The 16,807-nt window shown below is 67.4% G+C and carries 17 protein-coding genes; all 17 read right to left on the bottom strand.

What is annotated here, in order from left to right; genetic code table 11:
- Positions 1-185 precede the first annotated feature (185 nt).
- Entirely contained in the window at positions 186-473 is a 288-nt protein-coding gene (gene rpsQ, locus ABZ860_RS07250; protein ID WP_079319862.1) for a 30S ribosomal protein S17, read from the bottom strand.
- Positions 466-702 carry a 50S ribosomal protein L29 gene (gene rpmC / locus ABZ860_RS07245; RefSeq protein WP_357216348.1) on the bottom strand — a complete coding sequence of 79 codons (237 nt, stop codon included), beginning with the start codon at positions 700-702 and terminating at the stop codon, positions 466-468. Before rpmC ends, rpsQ begins: the two co-directional genes overlap by 8 nt.
- Positions 702-1,121, bottom strand: coding sequence for a 50S ribosomal protein L16 (gene rplP, locus ABZ860_RS07240; RefSeq protein WP_030508327.1), 420 nt, complete (start codon positions 1,119-1,121; stop codon positions 702-704). Before rplP ends, rpmC begins: the two co-directional genes overlap by 1 nt.
- A gap of 2 nt (positions 1,122-1,123) precedes the next feature.
- Positions 1,124-1,969 carry a 30S ribosomal protein S3 gene (gene rpsC / locus ABZ860_RS07235; protein WP_357216345.1) on the bottom strand — a complete coding sequence of 282 codons (846 nt, stop codon included), beginning with the start codon at positions 1,967-1,969 and terminating at the stop codon, positions 1,124-1,126.
- Positions 1,969-2,322, bottom strand: a complete 354-nt coding sequence (gene rplV, locus ABZ860_RS07230) for a 50S ribosomal protein L22 (protein WP_079319864.1) — start codon at positions 2,320-2,322, stop codon at positions 1,969-1,971. The genes rpsC and rplV overlap by 1 nt, the downstream gene beginning before the upstream one ends.
- Before the next feature lie 33 nt (positions 2,323-2,355).
- The gene (rpsS, locus tag ABZ860_RS07225) at positions 2,356-2,634 is read right to left on the bottom strand and encodes a 30S ribosomal protein S19 (RefSeq protein ID WP_030508324.1); all 279 of its coding nucleotides are present in this window, start codon (positions 2,632-2,634) and stop codon (positions 2,356-2,358) included.
- An 11-nt stretch (positions 2,635-2,645) separates the two neighbouring features.
- On the bottom strand, positions 2,646-3,482 hold the full coding sequence (gene rplB, locus ABZ860_RS07220; RefSeq protein ID WP_346225637.1) for a 50S ribosomal protein L2: 837 nt from the start codon (positions 3,480-3,482) through the stop codon (positions 2,646-2,648).
- Positions 3,483-3,605: 123 nt separating this feature from the next.
- Complete coding sequence (rplW, locus tag ABZ860_RS07215; protein ID WP_076432505.1) at positions 3,606-3,908, bottom strand: 50S ribosomal protein L23; 303 nt, start codon at positions 3,906-3,908, stop codon at positions 3,606-3,608.
- Positions 3,908-4,558 (bottom strand): 50S ribosomal protein L4, encoded by a 651-nt coding sequence (gene rplD / locus ABZ860_RS07210; protein WP_357216341.1) that lies wholly within the window; start codon positions 4,556-4,558, stop codon positions 3,908-3,910. The genes rplW and rplD overlap by 1 nt, the downstream gene beginning before the upstream one ends.
- Positions 4,555-5,211, bottom strand: a complete 657-nt coding sequence (gene rplC, locus ABZ860_RS07205) for a 50S ribosomal protein L3 (RefSeq protein ID WP_357044543.1) — start codon at positions 5,209-5,211, stop codon at positions 4,555-4,557. The genes rplD and rplC overlap by 4 nt, the downstream gene beginning before the upstream one ends.
- 13 nt (positions 5,212-5,224) lie before the next feature.
- Complete coding sequence (gene rpsJ, locus ABZ860_RS07200; RefSeq protein ID WP_012887830.1) at positions 5,225-5,533, bottom strand: 30S ribosomal protein S10; 309 nt, start codon at positions 5,531-5,533, stop codon at positions 5,225-5,227.
- Between the two features lie 245 nt (positions 5,534-5,778).
- Positions 5,779-6,972, bottom strand: coding sequence for an elongation factor Tu (gene tuf, locus ABZ860_RS07195; protein ID WP_079319869.1), 1,194 nt, complete (start codon positions 6,970-6,972; stop codon positions 5,779-5,781).
- A 93-nt stretch (positions 6,973-7,065) separates the two neighbouring features.
- The gene (gene fusA / locus ABZ860_RS07190; RefSeq protein ID WP_357216338.1) at positions 7,066-9,165 is read right to left on the bottom strand and encodes an elongation factor G; all 2,100 of its coding nucleotides are present in this window, start codon (positions 9,163-9,165) and stop codon (positions 7,066-7,068) included.
- Between the two features lie 33 nt (positions 9,166-9,198).
- A complete protein-coding gene (rpsG, locus tag ABZ860_RS07185) occupies positions 9,199-9,669 on the bottom strand; it encodes a 30S ribosomal protein S7 (protein WP_142616379.1) in 471 nt (156 codons plus the stop codon).
- 1 nt (position 9,670) lies between these two features.
- Positions 9,671-10,045: a 30S ribosomal protein S12 gene (rpsL, locus tag ABZ860_RS07180; protein WP_030508316.1), complete on the bottom strand. Its 375-nt coding sequence runs from the start codon at positions 10,043-10,045 to the stop codon at positions 9,671-9,673.
- Positions 10,046-10,605: 560 nt separating this feature from the next.
- Complete coding sequence (locus tag ABZ860_RS07175) at positions 10,606-14,481, bottom strand: DNA-directed RNA polymerase subunit beta' (protein WP_357216335.1); 3,876 nt, start codon at positions 14,479-14,481, stop codon at positions 10,606-10,608.
- A 19-nt stretch (positions 14,482-14,500) separates the two neighbouring features.
- On the bottom strand, positions 14,501-16,807 hold a 2,307-nt coding region (locus ABZ860_RS07170; RefSeq protein ID WP_357216332.1), incomplete at its 5' end, for a DNA-directed RNA polymerase subunit beta.

Here is a 16,807-nt window from a genome sequence, read left to right as displayed (position 1 = left end):
TACTCCTGTGTGTCGTGCCGGTTCTCACCCTCGTGGTGAGCCTGGCCGAACCTGATGTGGTCTTTTTCCCTCGGCGACAGCCGTACGACCGCCGCCGCGGGCGGACGGGACCGATGGTCGGCCCCGCCCCTTGGACGCCATCATGGGGGGCGGTCTCCCACCCCCCACGAGGCGCGTCTGTGGTGTTACTTGGCCTTCTCGAGGATCTCGACGACTCGCCACCGCTTGGTGGCCGACAGCGGCCGGGTCTCCATCAGGAGGACGCGGTCGCCGACGCCACAGGCGTTCTGCTCGTCGTGGGCCTTGTACTTGGTCGTACGGCGGATGACCTTGCCGTACAGCGGGTGCTTGACGCGGTCCTCGACGGCGACGACGACGGTCTTGTCCATCTTGTCGCTGACGACCAGGCCCTCACGGGTCTTGCGGTAGTTCCGCTGCGTCTCAGTGGTCGGGGTCTCGGTTGCTTCAGACATCGCTCGGCTCCTTCTCGACCGTGACGATTCCGAGCTCGCGCTCGCGCATCACGGTGTAGATGCGGGCGATCTCGCGGCGGACGGCGCGCAGCCGCCCGTGGCTCTCCAGCTGACCCGTCGCCGCCTGGAAGCGGAGGTTGAACAGCTCCTCCTTGGCTTCCTTCAGCTTCTGGACCAGCACGTCCTGGTCCTCGACACGCAGCTCCGCGGCGGTCAGACCCTTAGCCATCACGCCTCACCCACTTCACGCTTGACGAAACGGCACTTCATGGGGAGCTTGTGCATCGCGCGCCGCATGGCCTCGCGGGCCACGGGCTCGGCGACACCGGACAGCTCGAACATGACACGGCCAGGCTTGACATTGGCGATCCACCACTCCGGAGAGCCCTTACCGGAACCCATGCGGGTCTCGGCCGGCTTCTTCGTCAGGGGGCGGTCCGGGAAGATGTTGATCCACACCTTGCCGCCACGGCGGATGTGCCGGGTCATGGCGATACGCGCGGCCTCGATCTGGCGGTTGGTCACGTAGGAGTGCTCAAGCGCCTGAATGCCGAACTCGCCGAAGACGACCCGGGTGCCGCCCTTGGCGGCGCCGCTGCGGTCGGGCCGGTGCTGCTTGCGGTGCTTGACCCTGCGCGGGATCAGCATGGTCAGCTCCCTTCAGCACCCGGCTGCTCCGCCGGGCCGGTCTCGGGGGCGGCCTGCGCGGCCGCCTCGGTCCTAGGTGCACGGTCGCCGCGGCCGGCGCCGCCACGACGGGGACGGTCGCCACCGCGACGCGGACGCTCGCCCGCACCACCGCGACGGTCGTCACGCTCGCGACGCTGACCCGCGCGGGCGCCGGCCGCGGCCGCCTCCCGCTCGGAGCGGCTGGTCGGGGCCTCGCCCTTGTAGATCCACACCTTCACGCCGATGCGGCCGAAGGTGGTGCGGGCCTCGTAGAAGCCGAAGTCCACGTCCGCACGGAGCGTGTGCAGGGGCACGCGGCCCTCGCGGTAGAACTCCGAGCGCGACATCTCGGCGCCGCCGAGACGGCCGGAGCACTGGACACGGATGCCCTTGGCCCCGCTCTTCATGGCGGACTGCATGGCCTTGCGCATGGCCCGGCGGAACGAGACGCGGCTGGACAGCTGCTCGGCCACGCCCTGCGCGACGAGCTGCGCGTCGATCTCGGGGTTCTTCACCTCGAGGATGTTCAGCTGGACCTGCTTCTTGGTCAGCTTCTCCAGGTCGCCGCGGATGCGGTCGGCCTCGGCGCCGCGGCGGCCGATGACGATGCCCGGCCGGGCGGTGTGGATGTCGACCTGGACGCGGTCGGTCGTGCGCTCGATCTCGACCTTGGAGATGCCGGCCCGCTCCATGCCCTTCTGCAGCATGCGACGGATCGCCACGTCCTCGGCGACGTACGACTTGTACAGCTTGTCGGCGTACCACCGGCTCTTGAAGTCGGTCGTGATGCCGAGGCGGAACCCGTGCGGGTTAACCTTCTGGCCCACTAGCGGGTCCTTCCCTTCGGCTCGCGGGACTCCACGATCACGGTGATGTGGCTCGTCCGCTTGTTGATCCGATAGGCACGACCCTGGGCACGCGGGCGGAAGCGCTTGAGCGTCGGGCCCTCGTCGACCCACGCCCGGCTCACGAAGAGCGTGTCCCGGTCGAGCTTGAAGTTGTGCTCAGCGTTCGCGATCGCGCTCGAGAGCACCTTGTAGACGGTCTCGCTCGCCGCCTGGGGAGCGAACTGCAGCACGGCCTGCGCCTCCGAAGCGGGCAGCCCGCGAATGAGGTCCACCACGCGGCGGGCCTTCCGGGGCGTGTGGCGCGCGTACCGCGCCTGTGCCCTGGCTTCCATCGCTTTCTCCTCTAACTGCTTGCTTGAAGGCGCTTACCGCCGGCTGCGGCGGTCTTCCTTGACGTGGCTGCGGAACGTCCGCGTGGGAGCGAACTCACCGAGCTTGTGACCGATCATCGACTCGGTGACGAACACCGGGACGTGCTTGCGGCCGTCGTGCACGGCGATCGTGTGGCCGATCATGTCGGGCACGATCATGGAGCGCCGCGACCACGTCTTGATGACGTTCTTGGTGCCCTTTTCGTTCTGGGCGTCCACCTTCTTCTGAAGGTGGTCGTCCACGAAGGGACCCTTCTTAAGACTACGTGGCATATCGGCTGCTCCTACCGCTTCTTCCTCTTGCTCCGACGACGGATGATCAGCCGGTCGCTGGGCTTGTTCGGCTGCCGGGTACGACCCTCGGGCTTGCCCTTCGGGTTCACCGGGTGGCGACCACCGGAGGTCTTGCCCTCACCACCGCCGTGCGGGTGGTCGACCGGGTTCATGGCGACACCGCGGACCGTGGGGCGCTTGCCCTTCCAGCGGTTGCGGCCGGCCTTGCCGATGCTGATGTTGGCCTGCTCGGCGTTGCCCACCTGGCCCACCGAGGCCCGGCAGCGCACGTCGACCTGACGCATTTCTCCGGACGGCATACGCAGGGTCGCGTACATGCCCTCCTTGGCGAGCAGCTGGATCTGCGCGCCGGCGCTGCGGCCGAGCTTGGCTCCGCCACCGGGACGCAGCTCCACCGCGTGGATGAAGGTACCGGTCGGGATGTTGCGCAGCGGCAGGCAGTTGCCCGGCTTGATGTCGGCCGTGGGGCCGTTCTCGATCCGGTCCCCCTGCTTGAGGCCGGCCGGAGCGAGGATGTAGCGCTTCTCGCCGTCGGCGTAGTGGAGCAGCGCGATGCGGGAGGTGCGGTTCGGGTCGTACTCGATGTGCGCGACCTTGGCCGGGATCCCGTCCTTGTCGTGGCGGCGGAAGTCGATGATCCGGTAGGCGCGCTTGTGCCCGCCTCCCTGGTGCCGGGCGGTCACCCGGCCGTGGACGTTACGGCCGCCCTTGCTGTGCAGGGGGGCAAGCAGCGACTTCTCCGGAGTGCTGCGCGTGATCTCGGCGAAGTCCGAGACGCTCGCGCCGCGACGACCCGGTGTCGTCGGCTTGTATTTACGGATGCCCATCTTTTTCGTTCATCCTTCGTCGGTTCGTACCGGTCGGGGTCCGCCTCACGGCGGTCCCCCCGGCGCTTTCTGATTGGGGCCCTCGCACGAGGCGAGGGGCCCGTCTCCCCGCTGCGGCAGGTGCTAGCCGATCTGACCGAAGATGTCGATCCGCTCGCCCTCGGCCAGGCTCACGATCGCGCGCTTGGTGTCCGGGCGCTGGCCGTAGCCGTGCCGGGTCCGCTTGCGCTTGCCCTGGCGGTTGATCGTGTTCACGCCGGTCACCTTGACGCCGAAGATCTGCTCGACGGCGATCTTCACCTGCGTCTTGTTGGCACCCTTGCGCACCAGGAACGTGTACTTGTTGTGCTCATCGATCAGGCCGTAGCTCTTCTCGGAGACGATCGGCTTGAGGATGATGTCGCGCGGGTCGGCGATCTTCTGCATCAGGCCTCTTCCTTCCCGCTGTTCGCCAGCCGGGCCACGACCTGGTCGTAGGCCTCACGGGTGAAGACCACGTCGTCGTGGCACAGCACGTCGTAGGTGTTCAGCTGCCCCGCGTCCAGCAGGTGGACCTCGGGCGCGTTGCGCAGGCTGAGCCAGGTGACCTCGTCGTTCTCGTCGACCACGACGAGCACGCTGCGGGCCTGCGTGATCTTACGCAGCGCCTCGAGGGCGGCCTTGGTCTTGGGCGTCTCACCCGTGACCAGGCTGCTCACCACGTGGACGCGGCCGCCGCCGGCGCGGTCGGACAGCGCGCCCTTCAGGGCCGCCGCCTTCATCTTCTTGGGCGTCCGCTGCACGTACGAGCGCGGCTGCGGGCCGTGGACGGTGCCACCGCCGGCGAACTGCGGAGCGCGGGTCGAACCCTGGCGAGCGCGGCCGGTGCCCTTCTGCCGGTACGGCTTCTTGCCGCCGCCGGAGACGTCGCCGCGGGTCTTGGTGGCGTGGGTGCCCTGCCGGCGGGCGGCGAGCTGGGCGACGACCACCTGGTGGATCAGCGGGACGTTGACCTTGGTCCCGAAGACCTCCTCGGGGAGGTCGACGGTCCCCGTCTTGGCGCCGCTGGCGTCGAGGACGTCAATGGTCGTGGTCACTTCGCAGCAACCCCCTTCTTGGCAGCGGTGCGGAGGAGGACCAGGCTGCCGTTGGCGCCGGGGATCGCACCCTTGATCAGGATGAGGCCCTTCTCGGCGTCCACGGCGTGCACCTTGAGGCTCTGGACCGTCGTGCGGACGTTGCCCATCCGGCCGGCCATGCGCAGGCCCTTGAAGACCCGGCCCGGGGTGGCGCAGCCACCGATGGAGCCCGGGGAGCGGTGCTTGCGCTGGGTACCGTGCGAAGCGCCCAGACCACGGAAGTTGTGGCGCTTCATGACACCGGCGTAGCCCTTGCCCTTGCTCTTGCCCGTGACGTCGACGTACTGCCCGGCCTCGAAGGTGTCGGCGAGGAGCTCCTGGCCGACCGTGTACTCGGAGGCGTCGTCGGTGCGAACCTCGGCGAAGTAGCGGCGCGGGGTGATGTCGTGCTTGCGCAGGTAGTCGCCCAGGGGCTTGTTCACCTTGCGCGGGTCGATCTGCCCGTAGCCGAGCTGGACGGCGGAGTAGCCGTCCTTCTCCGGAGTGCGGACCCGGGTCACCACGCACGGACCGGCCTCGACGACGGTGACCGGGATCACCCGGTTCGCCTCATCGAAGACCTGGGTCATGCCGAGCTTCTTGCCCAGGACGCCCTTGATCTGCTTAGCCATGTCAGTGCGTTCCTTAGAGCTTGATCGAGATGTCCACGCCGGCGGGAAGGTCGAGACGCATGAGCGAGTCGACCGTCTTCGGCGTCGGGTCGATGATGTCAATCAGCCGCTTGTGCGTACGCATCTCAAAGTGCTCGCGGCTGTCCTTGTACTTGTGCGGCGACCGGATGACGCAGTACACGTTCTTCTCGGTCGGCAGCGGCACCGGGCCAGCGACCTTGGCGCCGGTCCGCGTCACCGTCTCGACGATCTTCTTGGCCGAGCTGTCGATGACCTCGTGGTCATACGCCTTAAGCCGGATGCGGATCTTCTGTCCCGCCATAATGGCCTCGGTGTCCTTCGCTGTCGTCCTATAAAGCTTCACGCGGCCTGTTGCCGCAGGTCTGTTTCCACAAGACCGACGCCCGGATTCCGTCCGGTGTTCCGTGATCTGGCAGTGGCTTCGGTCGAAGTGCGGCCGAAAGCACTGCGAGATCACGGTCTCGTCGTCCGTGGGGGGTCGTCTCCGGCCCCTGCGCGGTGCGGCGGTCAGGCCCTTGCGGACCCGACCGCCGCCCAGCGGTGCTGCTACTTGATGACCTTCGTGACGCGACCGGCGCCGACGGTGCGGCCACCCTCGCGGATCGCGAACTTCAGACCCTCTTCCATGGCGACCGGCTGGATGAGCTGGACGGTCATCTCGGTGTTGTCACCGGGCATGACCATCTCGGTGCCCTCCGGCAGGTTCACCACGCCCGTCACGTCAGTCGTACGGAAGTAGAACTGAGGACGGTAGTTGTTGAAGAACGGCGTGTGGCGGCCGCCCTCGTCCTTGGACAGGATGTAGACCTGCGCCTCGAACTCGGTGTGCGGGGTGGTCGTGCCCGGCTTGATGACACACTGACCGCGCTCGACCTCCTCACGCTTGATGCCGCGCAGGAGCAGACCGACGTTGTCACCGGCCTGGCCCTCGTCGAGGAGCTTGCGGAACATCTCGACGCCGGTGACGGTCGTCGTGGTGCTCTTCTCCTTGATGCCGATGATGTCGACGGTCTCGTTGACCTTGACGACACCGCGCTCGATACGGCCGGTGACGACGGTGCCGCGACCGGTGATCGAGAACACGTCCTCGATCGGCATGAGGAACGGCTTGTCGGTGTCACGAACGGGCTCGGGGACGTTCTCGTCCACGGCGTTCATGAGCTCGATGATGGAGTCGCCCCACTTCTCATCGCCCTCGAGCGCCTTGAGCGCCGATACGCGCACGACCGGCAGGTCGTCGCCCGGGAACTCCTGGGCGGACAGCAGCTCGCGGACCTCGAGCTCGACGAGCTCCAGGATCTCCTCGTCGTCGACCATGTCGGCCTTGTTGAGGGCCACGACGATGTAGGGGACGCCGACCTGGCGGGCCAGGAGGACGTGCTCCTTCGTCTGCGGCATCGGGCCGTCGGTCGCCGCGACCACCAGGATCGCGCCGTCCATCTGGGCGGCACCGGTGATCATGTTCTTCACGTAGTCGGCGTGACCGGGGCAGTCCACGTGGGCGTAGTGGCGCTTCTCGGTCTGGTACTCGACGTGCGCGATGGAGATGGTGATTCCGCGAGCCTTCTCCTCGGGCGCCTTGTCGATCTTGTCGAACGGGGTCGCCTCGTTGAGCTGCGGGAAACGGTCGTGAAGCACCTTGGTGATCGCCGCGGTCAGAGTGGTCTTGCCGTGGTCGATGTGCCCAATGGTGCCGATGTTCACGTGCGGCTTGTTCCGCTCGAACTTGGCCTTGGCCACTGGTCTGTCTCCTTAGAGATTCTGACTTGACTTTCGTCTTCTACCTCAGGCTGTGCACGGCGGGAGCACTCCCCCGCCGTGCACCGAGCGGAACTATTCGCCCCGAGCCTTCGCGACGATCTCCTTGGCGATGCCCGGGGGCACCTCCGCGTAGGAGTCGAACTGCATGCTGTAGCTCGCCCGCCCCTGAGTGCGGCTGCGCAGGTCGCCCACGTAGCCGAACATCTCGGAGAGCGGAACGAGCGCCCTGATGACACGGGCGCCGGACCGTTCGTCCATTGCCTGGATCTGTCCGCGACGACCGTTCAGGTCGCCGATGACGTCTCCCATGTAGTCCTCGGGCGTGGTGACCTCGACGGCCATCATCGGCTCGAGGAGTACGGCGTCTGCCTTGCGCGCGGCCTCCTTGAAGGCCATCGAGCCGGCAATCTTGAAGGCCATTTCCGACGAGTCGACCTCGTGGAAGGCACCGTCCTGAAGCGTGACCTTGACGCCGACCATCGGGTAGCCGGCGAGCACGCCGAACTCGGCCGCCTCCTGCGCGCCCGCGTCCACCGACGGGATGTACTCCCGCGGGATGCGGCCACCGGTGACCTTGTTCTCGAACTCGTAACCGTCGTTGCCCTCGCCCAGCGGCTCCAGGTCGATGATCACGCGCGCGAACTGGCCGGAACCACCGGTCTGCTTCTTGTGCGTGTACTCGACCTTCTCCACCTTGCGGCGGATGGTCTCGCGGTAGGCGACCTGCGGGCGGCCGACGTTCGCCTCGACCTTGAACTCGCGGCGCATCCGGTCGACGAGGATCTCCAGGTGGAGCTCGCCCATGCCCCAGATGACCGTCTGGCCGGTCTCCTCGTCACGGCGGACCTGGAAGGACGGGTCCTCCTCGGCCAGCCGCTGGATCGCGGTCGACAGCTTCTCCTGGTCGCCCTTGGTCTTGGGCTCGATGGCCACGTTGATGACCGGCGCCGGGAAGGTCATCGACTCGAGGACGACCTGCTTGACCGGGTCCGAGAGGGTGTCACCGGTGGTGGTGTCCTTCAGGCCCATGACGGCCACGATCTGACCAGCGGTCGCGGTCGGGCGCTCCTCGCGCTTGTTCGCGTGCATCTGGTAGATCTTGCCGATCCGCTCCTTCTTGCCCTTGACCGAGTTCACCACGGTGGTGCCGGCCTCGAGCGTTCCGGAGTAGACACGGATGTAGGTGAGCTTGCCCAGGTGCGGGTCGCTCATGATCTTGAAGGCCAGCGCCGCGAAGGGCTCGCTCGGGTCCGCGTGGCGCTCGATGATCTCCTCCTCGTTGCCCACCGCGTGGCCCTTGAAGGCCGGGATGTCGGTGGGAGCCGGGAGGTAGGCCACGATCGCGTCGAGCAGGGGCTGCACGCCCTTGTTCTTGAACGCGGTGCCGCACAGGACCGGGTTGATCGAGCCGGTGATGGTCGCCCGGCGGATGGCCGCGACAAGCTGCTCCTCGGAGGGCTCGACGCCCTCCAGGAAGAGCTCCATGAGCTCGTCGTCGTTCTCGGCGACGGTCTCGACGAGCTTGTCGCGCCACTCACGGGCGGCGTCGGCGTGGTCGGCCGGGATGTCGACGGTGTCGTACATCTCGCCCTTGGCCGCCTCGGCGCTCCAGATCAGGCCCTTCATCTTCACCAGGTCGATGACGCCCTTGAAGTCGGCCTCGACGCCCCAGGGAAGCTGGATGACCGCCGGAGTGGAGCCCAGCCGGTTGATCATCATGTCGACACAGCGGTGGAACTCCGCGCCGACCCGGTCCATCTTGTTCACGAAGCAGATGCGGGGCACGCCGTAGCGGTCGGCCTGGCGCCAGACCGTCTCCGACTGCGGCTCCACGCCGGCGACGCCATCGAACACCGCGACCGCGCCGTCGAGAACACGCAGCGACCGCTCGACCTCGATGGTGAAGTCCACGTGTCCGGGCGTGTCGATGATGTTGATCGTGTGATCAAGCCAGCTGCAGGTGGTCGCGGCGGAGGTGATGGTGATGCCGCGCTCCTGCTCCTGCTCCATCCAGTCCATGGTGGCAGCGCCCTCATGGACCTCACCGATCTTGTAATTGATGCCGGTGTAGAACAGGATGCGCTCAGTCGTCGTGGTCTTGCCCGCGTCGATATGGGCCATGATCCCGATGTTGCGGACCCTGGCCAGGTCAAGAGCGGTCGTGGTGGCCACTTCTTCGCGTCCTTAACTCGTCGTCGGTGCTCACTACCAGCGGTAGTGGGCGAAGGCCTTGTTGGACTCGGCCATCTTGTGCGTGTCCTCGCGCCGCTTGACGCTGGCGCCGAGGCCGTTGCTCGCGTCGAGCAGCTCGTTCATGAGCCGCTCGGTCATGGTCTTCTCGCGGCGCGCGCGGGAGTACTGGACGATCCACCGCAGCGCCAGCGTGGTGCTGCGCGAGGCCTTGACCTCGACCGGCACCTGGTAGGTGGCGCCACCGACGCGGCGGCTCTTCACCTCGAGCGTCGGGCGGACGTTGTCGAGAGCGCGCTTGAGGGTGACGACCGGGTCGTTGCCGGTCTTCTCCCTGCAGCCCTCGAGGGCGCCGTAGACGATCGACTGCGCGAGGGAGCGCTTGCCGTCCAGGAGAACCTTGTTGATCAGCGCGGTGACCAGCGGCGAGTTGTGCACCGGGTCAGCGACCAGCTGGCGGCGGCCAGGGGAACCCTTGCGCGGCATGTCAGCTCTTCTCCTTCTTCGCGCCGTAACGGCTGCGGGCCTGCTTGCGGTTGCGGACGGCCTGGGTGTCCAGCGAACCACGGATGATCTTGTAGCGAACACCCGGCAGGTCCTTCACACGACCACCACGCACGAGCACCATCGAGTGCTCCTGGAGGTTGTGGCCCACCCCGGGGATGTAAGCCGTGACCTCGATGCCGTTGGTGAGCCGAACACGGGCCACCTTGCGCAGCGCCGAGTTGGGCTTCTTGGGGGTCGTCGTGTAAACGCGGGTGCAAACGCCGCGCCGCTGCGGGCTCCCCTTGAGGGCAGGAGTCTTGGTCTTGCTGACCTTGTCCTGCCGGCCCTTACGGACCAACTGCTGAATGGTGGGCACCGCGTCTCCGTTTCGTGCCTAGCCGGTGATACGTAGGACCCGGTCGAGGTGGCTACGCCGCCTCTCACAGGCTTGCAGGTACTGCCGGTGTCATGACCTGCTGGTTTTCCATCCCCTTCGACCCCCGCGCTCGGGCGTGTCGCGCTCTTGTCGCATCACACCCGGGCGGACCCGGTCGATCTGGAGGAGTCACGCGGCGCCCCCCGCACGCCCCTCTCGTCGAGAAGCGGCATTTGAGCGCACGCATGCGAGCCCACAGACGGGCACGAAGGTAAAGCCTACCCGCCCCCGTACAACACGTCAAAACAGAGGAGGACGCCCCTGAGGGACGTGCCCCGCTGTCTCGACGTGTCGCTGCGCCGACGGCCCAAACAGGACCGCCGAAGGACTCGGCCCCCCATCATACCGTCCCCACGAGGGGCTTCTCACGGTTTCGCGCCGTCCCCGCCCGGCGTCGCGCCCGTACGCGGAGCACGGACAACGGAAAGCGGCCCGGGGCGGGATGCCCCGGGCCGCTTCCGTACCTCCCCGCCGCGGCGATCGCTCACCGCGGCGACCTGTCAACGGCCGTACTGGCCGAAGTCGTACTCCTCCAGCGGGACGGCCTCGCCGCTGCCCGAGCCGAAGGTGTAGTCCGCCGCCGAGCCGTCGTAGCCGCCGACCGTGTACATCGCGGCCTTGGCCTCCTCGGTCGGCTCCACCCGGATGTTGCGGTACTGGGGCATGCCCGTACCGGCCGGGATGAGCTTACCGATGATGACGTTCTCCTTGAGGCCGAGCAGCGAGTCCGACTTGGCGTGGATCGCCGCGTCGGTGAGGACTCGCGTCGTCTCCTGGAAGGACGCCGCCGACAGCCACGACTCGGTGGCCAGCGAGGCCTTGGTGATGCCCATCAGGACCGGACGGCCGGAGGCCGGCTGGCCGCCCTCGGCCACGGTCTGACGGTTGAGCGCCTCGAAGCGCGGCCGCTCGACCAGCTCACCGGGCAGCAGCTCGGTGTCGCCGGACTCCAGCACGTTCACGCGCTTGAGCATCTGCCGGACGATGACCTCGATGTGCTTGTCGTGGATCGACACGCCCTGCGAGCGGTAGACCTGCTGCACCTCGTCCACCAGGTGGAGCTGGACGGCACGCGGGCCGAGGATGCGCAGGACCTCGTTGGGGTTGCGCGCACCGGCGACCAGGAGCTGGCCGACGTCCACGTGCTGCCCCTCGGAGACCAGCAGCCGCGACCGCATCGACACCGGGTAGGCGACCTCGTCGGAGCCGTCGTCCGGGGTGATGACGATCTTGCGGGTCTTGTCGGTCTCGTCGATCCGGACCCGGCCGGCGACCTCGCTGATCGGGGCCACACCCTTGGGGATGCGGGCCTCGAACAGCTCCTGGACACGCGGCAGACCGTGGGTGATGTCGGCGCCCGCCACACCACCGGTGTGGAAGGTACGCATCGTCAGCTGGGTGCCGGGCTCACCGATCGACTGGGCCGCGATGATGCCGACGGCCTCGCCGACGTCCACGAGCTTGCCGGTGGCCAGCGAACGGCCGTAGCAGGTCGCGCAGACACCGATCTTGGCCTCGCAGACGAGCGTGCTGCGGGTCCTGACCGTCTCGATGCCGGCGTTCACCAGCGCCGTCACCACGTCGTCGTTGATGTCGACGCCCGCCGACGCGATGAGCTTGCCGTCCACCTCGACGTCCTCGGCCAGGATGCGGCCGTGCACGTTGCTCTCGGCGTTCTCGGCCTTGACCAGGTTGCCCTGGGAGTCGCGCTCGCCGACGTGCAGCGGGACGGCCCGGTCGGTGCCGCAGTCGATCTCGCGCACGATGACGTCCTGCGCGACGTCGACCAGACGACGGGTCAGGTAACCGGAGTCGGCGGTCCGCAGAGCGGTGTCCGCCAGACCCTTCCGCTGGCCGTGGGTCGAGATGAAGTACTCCAGCACCGACAGGCCCTCGCGGAAGGAGGACTTGATCGGCCGCGGGATCGTCTCGCCCTTGGTGTTGGACACCAGGCCGCGGATGCCGGCGATCTGCCGGACCTGCATGCGGTTACCGCGGGCGCCGGAGTTGACCATCATCCAGACCGGGTTGGTCGCCGGGAACGCGTTGACCATGTCGGTCTCGACGTCCGCCGTCGCGTGGGTCCAGATCTCGATGAGCTCCTGACGGCGCTCCTCGTCGGTGATCAGACCGCGGTCGTACTCCCGCTGGACCTTGTCGGCCCGCCTCTCGTACGACTCCATGATCTCGGCCTTGTTCGGCGGCGCCACGACGTCCTCGATGGAGATCGTGACACCGGCGCGGGTCGCCCAGTAGAAGCCGGCGTCCTTCAGCGAGTCGAGCGCGTTGGCCACCTCCACCTTCGGGTACCGCTCGGCCAGCTCGTTGACGATCGCCGAGAGCTGCTTCTTGCCGACCTGGTAGTTCACGAAGGGGTAGTTGGCGGGCAGCGTCTGGTTGAACAGGCACCGGCCCAGCGTGGTCTCCAGCCGGATCGGGTCGCCGGTCTCCCAGCCCTCGGGGGCCTCCCAGCCGCGCGGCGGCGGGACGTCCTTGAGGCGCACGTGGACCTTCGCCTGGATGTCCAGCTCGTGGCGGTCGAAGGCCATGAGAGCCTCCGACACCGTCGCGAACACCCGGCCCTCGCCGACGCCGCCCTCCTTCTGGGTGGTCAGCCAGTACAGACCGATGACCATGTCCTGGGTGGGCATCGTCACCGGCTTGCCGTCCGCCGGCTTGAGGATGTTGTTGGTGGACAGCATCAGGATCCGGGCCTCGGCCTGGGCCTCGGCCGACAGCGGCAGGTGCACCGCCATCTGGTCGCCGTCGAAGTCCGCGTTGAACGCGGTGCAGACGAGCGGGTGGATCTGGATGGCCTTGCCCTCGACGAGCTGCGGCTCGAAGGCCTGGATGCCCAGGCGGTGCAGGGTGGGCGCGCGGTTGAGCAGCACCGGGTGCTCGGTGATGACCTCTTCCAGCACGTCCCACACGACCGGCTTGGACCGCTCGACCATCCGCTTGGCGGACTTGATGTTCTGCGCGTGGTTGAGATCGACCAGGCGCTTCATCACGAACGGCTTGAACAGCTCCAGCGCCATCTGCTTGGGCAGGCCGCACTGGTGGAGCTTGAGCTGCGGGCCGACGACGATGACCGAACGGCCGGAGTAGTCGACGCGCTTGCCGAGCAGGTTCTGCCGGAAACGACCCTGCTTACCCTTCAGCATGTCGCTGAGGGACTTCAGCGGACGGTTGCCGGGGCCCGTCACCGGGCGGCCGCGGCGGCCGTTGTCGAACAGGGCGTCGACGGCCTCCTGGAGCATCCGCTTCTCGTTGTTCACGATGATCTCGGGCGCGCCGAGGTCGAGCAGACGCTTGAGGCGGTTGTTCCGGTTGATGACCCGGCGGTACAGGTCGTTCAGGTCCGAGGTGGCGAAGCGGCCACCGTCGAGCTGGACCATCGGCCGCAGGTCCGGCGGGATCACCGGGATGCAGTCGAGGACCATGCCGCTCGGCGAGTTGCGGGTGTTGAGGAACGCCGCGACGACCTTGAGCCGCTTGAGGGCGCGGGCCTTCTTCTGGCCCTTGCCGCTGCGGATGGTCTCCCGCAGGTTCTCCGCCTCGGCCTCCAGGTCGAAGCTGGCCAGCCGCTCCTGGATGGCCTGGGCGCCCATGCCGCCGCGGAAGTAGCGGCCGAACCGGTCGCGCATCTCGCGGTAGAGCAGCTCGTCGCCCTCGAGGTCCTGGACCTTGAGGTTCTTGAAGCGGCTCCAGACCTCCTCGAGCCGGTCCAGCTCGCGCTGGGCCCGGTCGCGGAGCTGGCGCATCTCGCGGTCGGCGCCCTCACGCACCTTGCGGCGGGCGTCGCCCTTGGCGCCGGTGGCCTCCAGCTCGGCCAGGTCGGCCTCGAGCTTCTTCTGGCGGGCCTCGATGTCGGCGTCACGGCGCTGCTCGATGTGCTGCCGCTCGACGGAGATCTTCGCCTCCAGCGACGGCAGGTCGCGGTCACGCATCTCGTTGTCGACATGCGTGATCATGTACGCCGCGAAGTAGATGACCTTCTCCAGGTCCTTCGGGGCCAGGTCGAGCAGGTAACCGAGGCGCGACGGGACGCCCTTGAAGTACCAGATGTGGGTGACGGGAGCGGCCAGCTCGATGTGGCCCATCCGCTCGCGGCGCACCTTGGCGCGCGTGACCTCGACGCCACAGCGCTCACAGATGATGCCCTTGAAGCGGACGCGCTTGTACTTGCCGCAGTAGCACTCCCAGTCCCGGGTCGGACCGAAGATCTTCTCGCAGAAGAGCCCGTCCTTCTCCGGCTTGAGGGTCCGGTAGTTGATGGTCTCCGGCTTCTTCACCTCGCCGTGCGACCACTGCCTGATGTCGTCGGCGGTCGCGAGGCCGATGCGCAGCTCGTCGAAGAAGTTGACGTCGAGCACTAGATAATCCCCTTTTGAATCAGACCTCGTCGACGGTCATCGCGCCCTCGTGGGGACGCCGGGACAGGTCGATGCCGAGCTCCTCCGCCGCGCGGAAGACGTCCTCGTCGGTGTCCCTCATCTCGATCGACATGCCGTCGCTGGAGAGAACCTCGACGTTCAGACAGAGTGACTGCATCTCCTTGATGAGGACCTTGAAGGATTCGGGAATGCCCGCCTCGGGGATGTTCTCGCCCTTGACGATGGCCTCGTAGACCTTCACCCGGCCCAGGACGTCGTCGGACTTGATCGTCAGCAGCTCCTGCAGCGCATAGGCGGCGCCGTAGGCCTCCAGGGCCCACACCTCCATCTCGCCGAAGCGCTGGCCGCCGAACTGCGCCTTACCACCCAGCGGCTGCTGGGTGATCATCGAGTACGGACCGGTCGAGCGAGCGTGGATCTTGTCGTCGACCAGGTGCAGCAGCTTCAGGATGTAGATGTAGCCGACCGAGATCGGGTGCGGGAACGGCTCGCCGGAGCGGCCGTCGAACAGCCGCGCCTTGCCGTTCTCCCCCACCATGCGGGAGCCGTCCCGGTTGACCAGGGTGTTGCTGAGCAGGCCGACGATCTCCTCCTCGTGGGCGCCGTCGAACACCGGCGTGGCGACCTTGGTCCAGGGCTCGACCCTGTCCATGTCCTTCTCGCGCAGGCGCTCGGCCCAGGCCTCCTCGAGACCGGAGACGTCCCATCCGCGGGCGGCGATCCACCCGAGATGTGTCTCCAGCACCTGGCCGACGTTCATTCGGCCCGGCACACCCAGCGGGTTCAGGACGATGTCGACCGGGGTGCCGTCCTCCAGGAACGGCATGTCTTCCACCGGGAGGATCTTGGAGATGACGCCCTTGTTGCCGTGACGGCCGGCGAGCTTGTCACCATCGGTGATCTTGCGCTTCTGCGCCACGTACACGCGCACCAGCTCGTTGACACCCGGAGGAAGCTCGTCGCCCTCCTCACGGCTGAACACCCGAACACCGATGACCTTGCCGGACTCACCGTGCGGCACCTTCAGCGAGGTGTCGCGCACCTCACGCGCCTTCTCACCGAAGATCGCACGCAGCAGCCGCTCCTCGGGAGTCAGCTCCGTCTCACCCTTGGGCGTGACCTTGCCCACCAGGATGTCACCGGTCACCACCTCGGCGCCGATCCGGATGATGCCCCGCTCGTCCAGGTCGGCCAGAGCGTCCTCGGAGGCGTTCGGGATGTCCCGGGTGATCTCCTCAGGCCCCAGCTTGGTGTCGCGGGCGTCGACCTCGTGCTCCTCGATGTGAATCGACGACAGCACGTCGTCCTGCACCAGACGCTGGGACAGGATGATCGCGTCCTCGTAGTTGTGACCCTCCCACGGCATGAACGCCACCAGCAGGTTCTTGCCCAGCGCCATCTCACCGTTGTCGGTGCACGGACCGTCGGCGACGACCTGACCCTGCTCCACCCGGTCACCCTCGGACACGATCGGCTTCTGGTTGAAGCAGGTGCCCTGGTTGGACCGCTTGAACTTCGCCACCCGGTAGGTCGTCCGCGTGCCGTCGTCGTTCATCACCGTGATGTAGTCGGCCGACACCTCCTCCACCACACCGGCCTTCTCGGCGGTGATCACATCCCCGGCATCGGTCGCGGCACGATATTCCATGCCGGTGCCGACCAGCGGAGCCTCGCTCTTCAGCAAAGGCACCGACTGACGCTGCATGTTCGAACCCATCAGCGCCCGGTTGGCGTCGTCGTGCTCCAGGAAGGGGATCATGGCGGTCGCCACCGACACCATCTGGCGCGGCGAGACGTCCATGTAGTCGACCTCGGACGGGTGGACGGCCTCGAACTCGCCGCCCTTACGACGGGCGAGCACGCGGGTCTCGGCGAAGGTGCCGTCGGCGTTCAGAGCCGTGTTGGCCTGCGCCACGACGTGCCGGTCCTCCTCGTCCGCGGTCAGGTAGTCGATCTCGTCGGTGACCCGGCCGTCGACGACGCGGCGGTACGGGGTCTCGACGAAGCCGAACGAGTTGACCCGTCCGTAGGAGGACAGCGAGCCGATCAGACCGATGTTCGGGCCTTCCGGCGTCTCGATCGGGCACATGCGACCGTAGTGCGAGGGGTGCACGTCGCGGACCTCGAAGCCGGCCCGCTCACGCGACAGACCACCCGGGCCGAGGGCGGACAGACGCCGCTTGTGCGTCAGGCCGGCCAGCGGGTTCGTCTGGTCCATGAACTGCGACAGCTGCGAGGTGCCGAAGAACTCCTTGATCGACGCCACGACCGGGCGGATGTTGATCAGGGTCTGCGGCGTGATCGC

The organism is Microbispora sp. NPDC046973 (assembly GCF_040644495.1).
Taxonomy (GTDB): domain Bacteria; phylum Actinomycetota; class Actinomycetes; order Streptosporangiales; family Streptosporangiaceae; genus Microbispora.
Note: the sequence above shows the minus strand (reverse complement) of the source record. Positions and strands in the feature narration are given on the sequence as shown.

Excerpts from the sequence above, each read along its gene's own strand:
- rplW (WP_076432505.1), bottom strand. The coding sequence starts at position 3,908 with ATGCAGAAGATCGCCGACCCGCGCGACATCATCCTCAAGCCGATCGTC.
- rpsQ (WP_079319862.1), bottom strand. The coding sequence starts at position 473 with ATGTCTGAAGCAACCGAGACCCCGACCACTGAGACGCAGCGGAACTAC.
- rpsJ (WP_012887830.1), bottom strand. The coding sequence starts at position 5,533 with ATGGCGGGACAGAAGATCCGCATCCGGCTTAAGGCGTATGACCACGAG.
- rplC (WP_357044543.1), bottom strand. The coding sequence starts at position 5,211 with ATGGCTAAGCAGATCAAGGGCGTCCTGGGCAAGAAGCTCGGCATGACC.
- rplP (WP_030508327.1), bottom strand. The coding sequence starts at position 1,121 with ATGCTGATCCCGCGCAGGGTCAAGCACCGCAAGCAGCACCGGCCCGAC.
- rpsG (WP_142616379.1), bottom strand. The coding sequence starts at position 9,669 with ATGCCGCGCAAGGGTTCCCCTGGCCGCCGCCAGCTGGTCGCTGACCCG.
- rplB (WP_346225637.1), bottom strand. The coding sequence starts at position 3,482 with ATGGGCATCCGTAAATACAAGCCGACGACACCGGGTCGTCGCGGCGCG.
- rplV (WP_079319864.1), bottom strand. The coding sequence starts at position 2,322 with ATGGAAGCCAGGGCACAGGCGCGGTACGCGCGCCACACGCCCCGGAAG.
- rpsS (WP_030508324.1), bottom strand. The coding sequence starts at position 2,634 with ATGCCACGTAGTCTTAAGAAGGGTCCCTTCGTGGACGACCACCTTCAG.
- rpmC (WP_357216348.1), bottom strand. The coding sequence starts at position 702 with ATGGCTAAGGGTCTGACCGCCGCGGAGCTGCGTGTCGAGGACCAGGAC.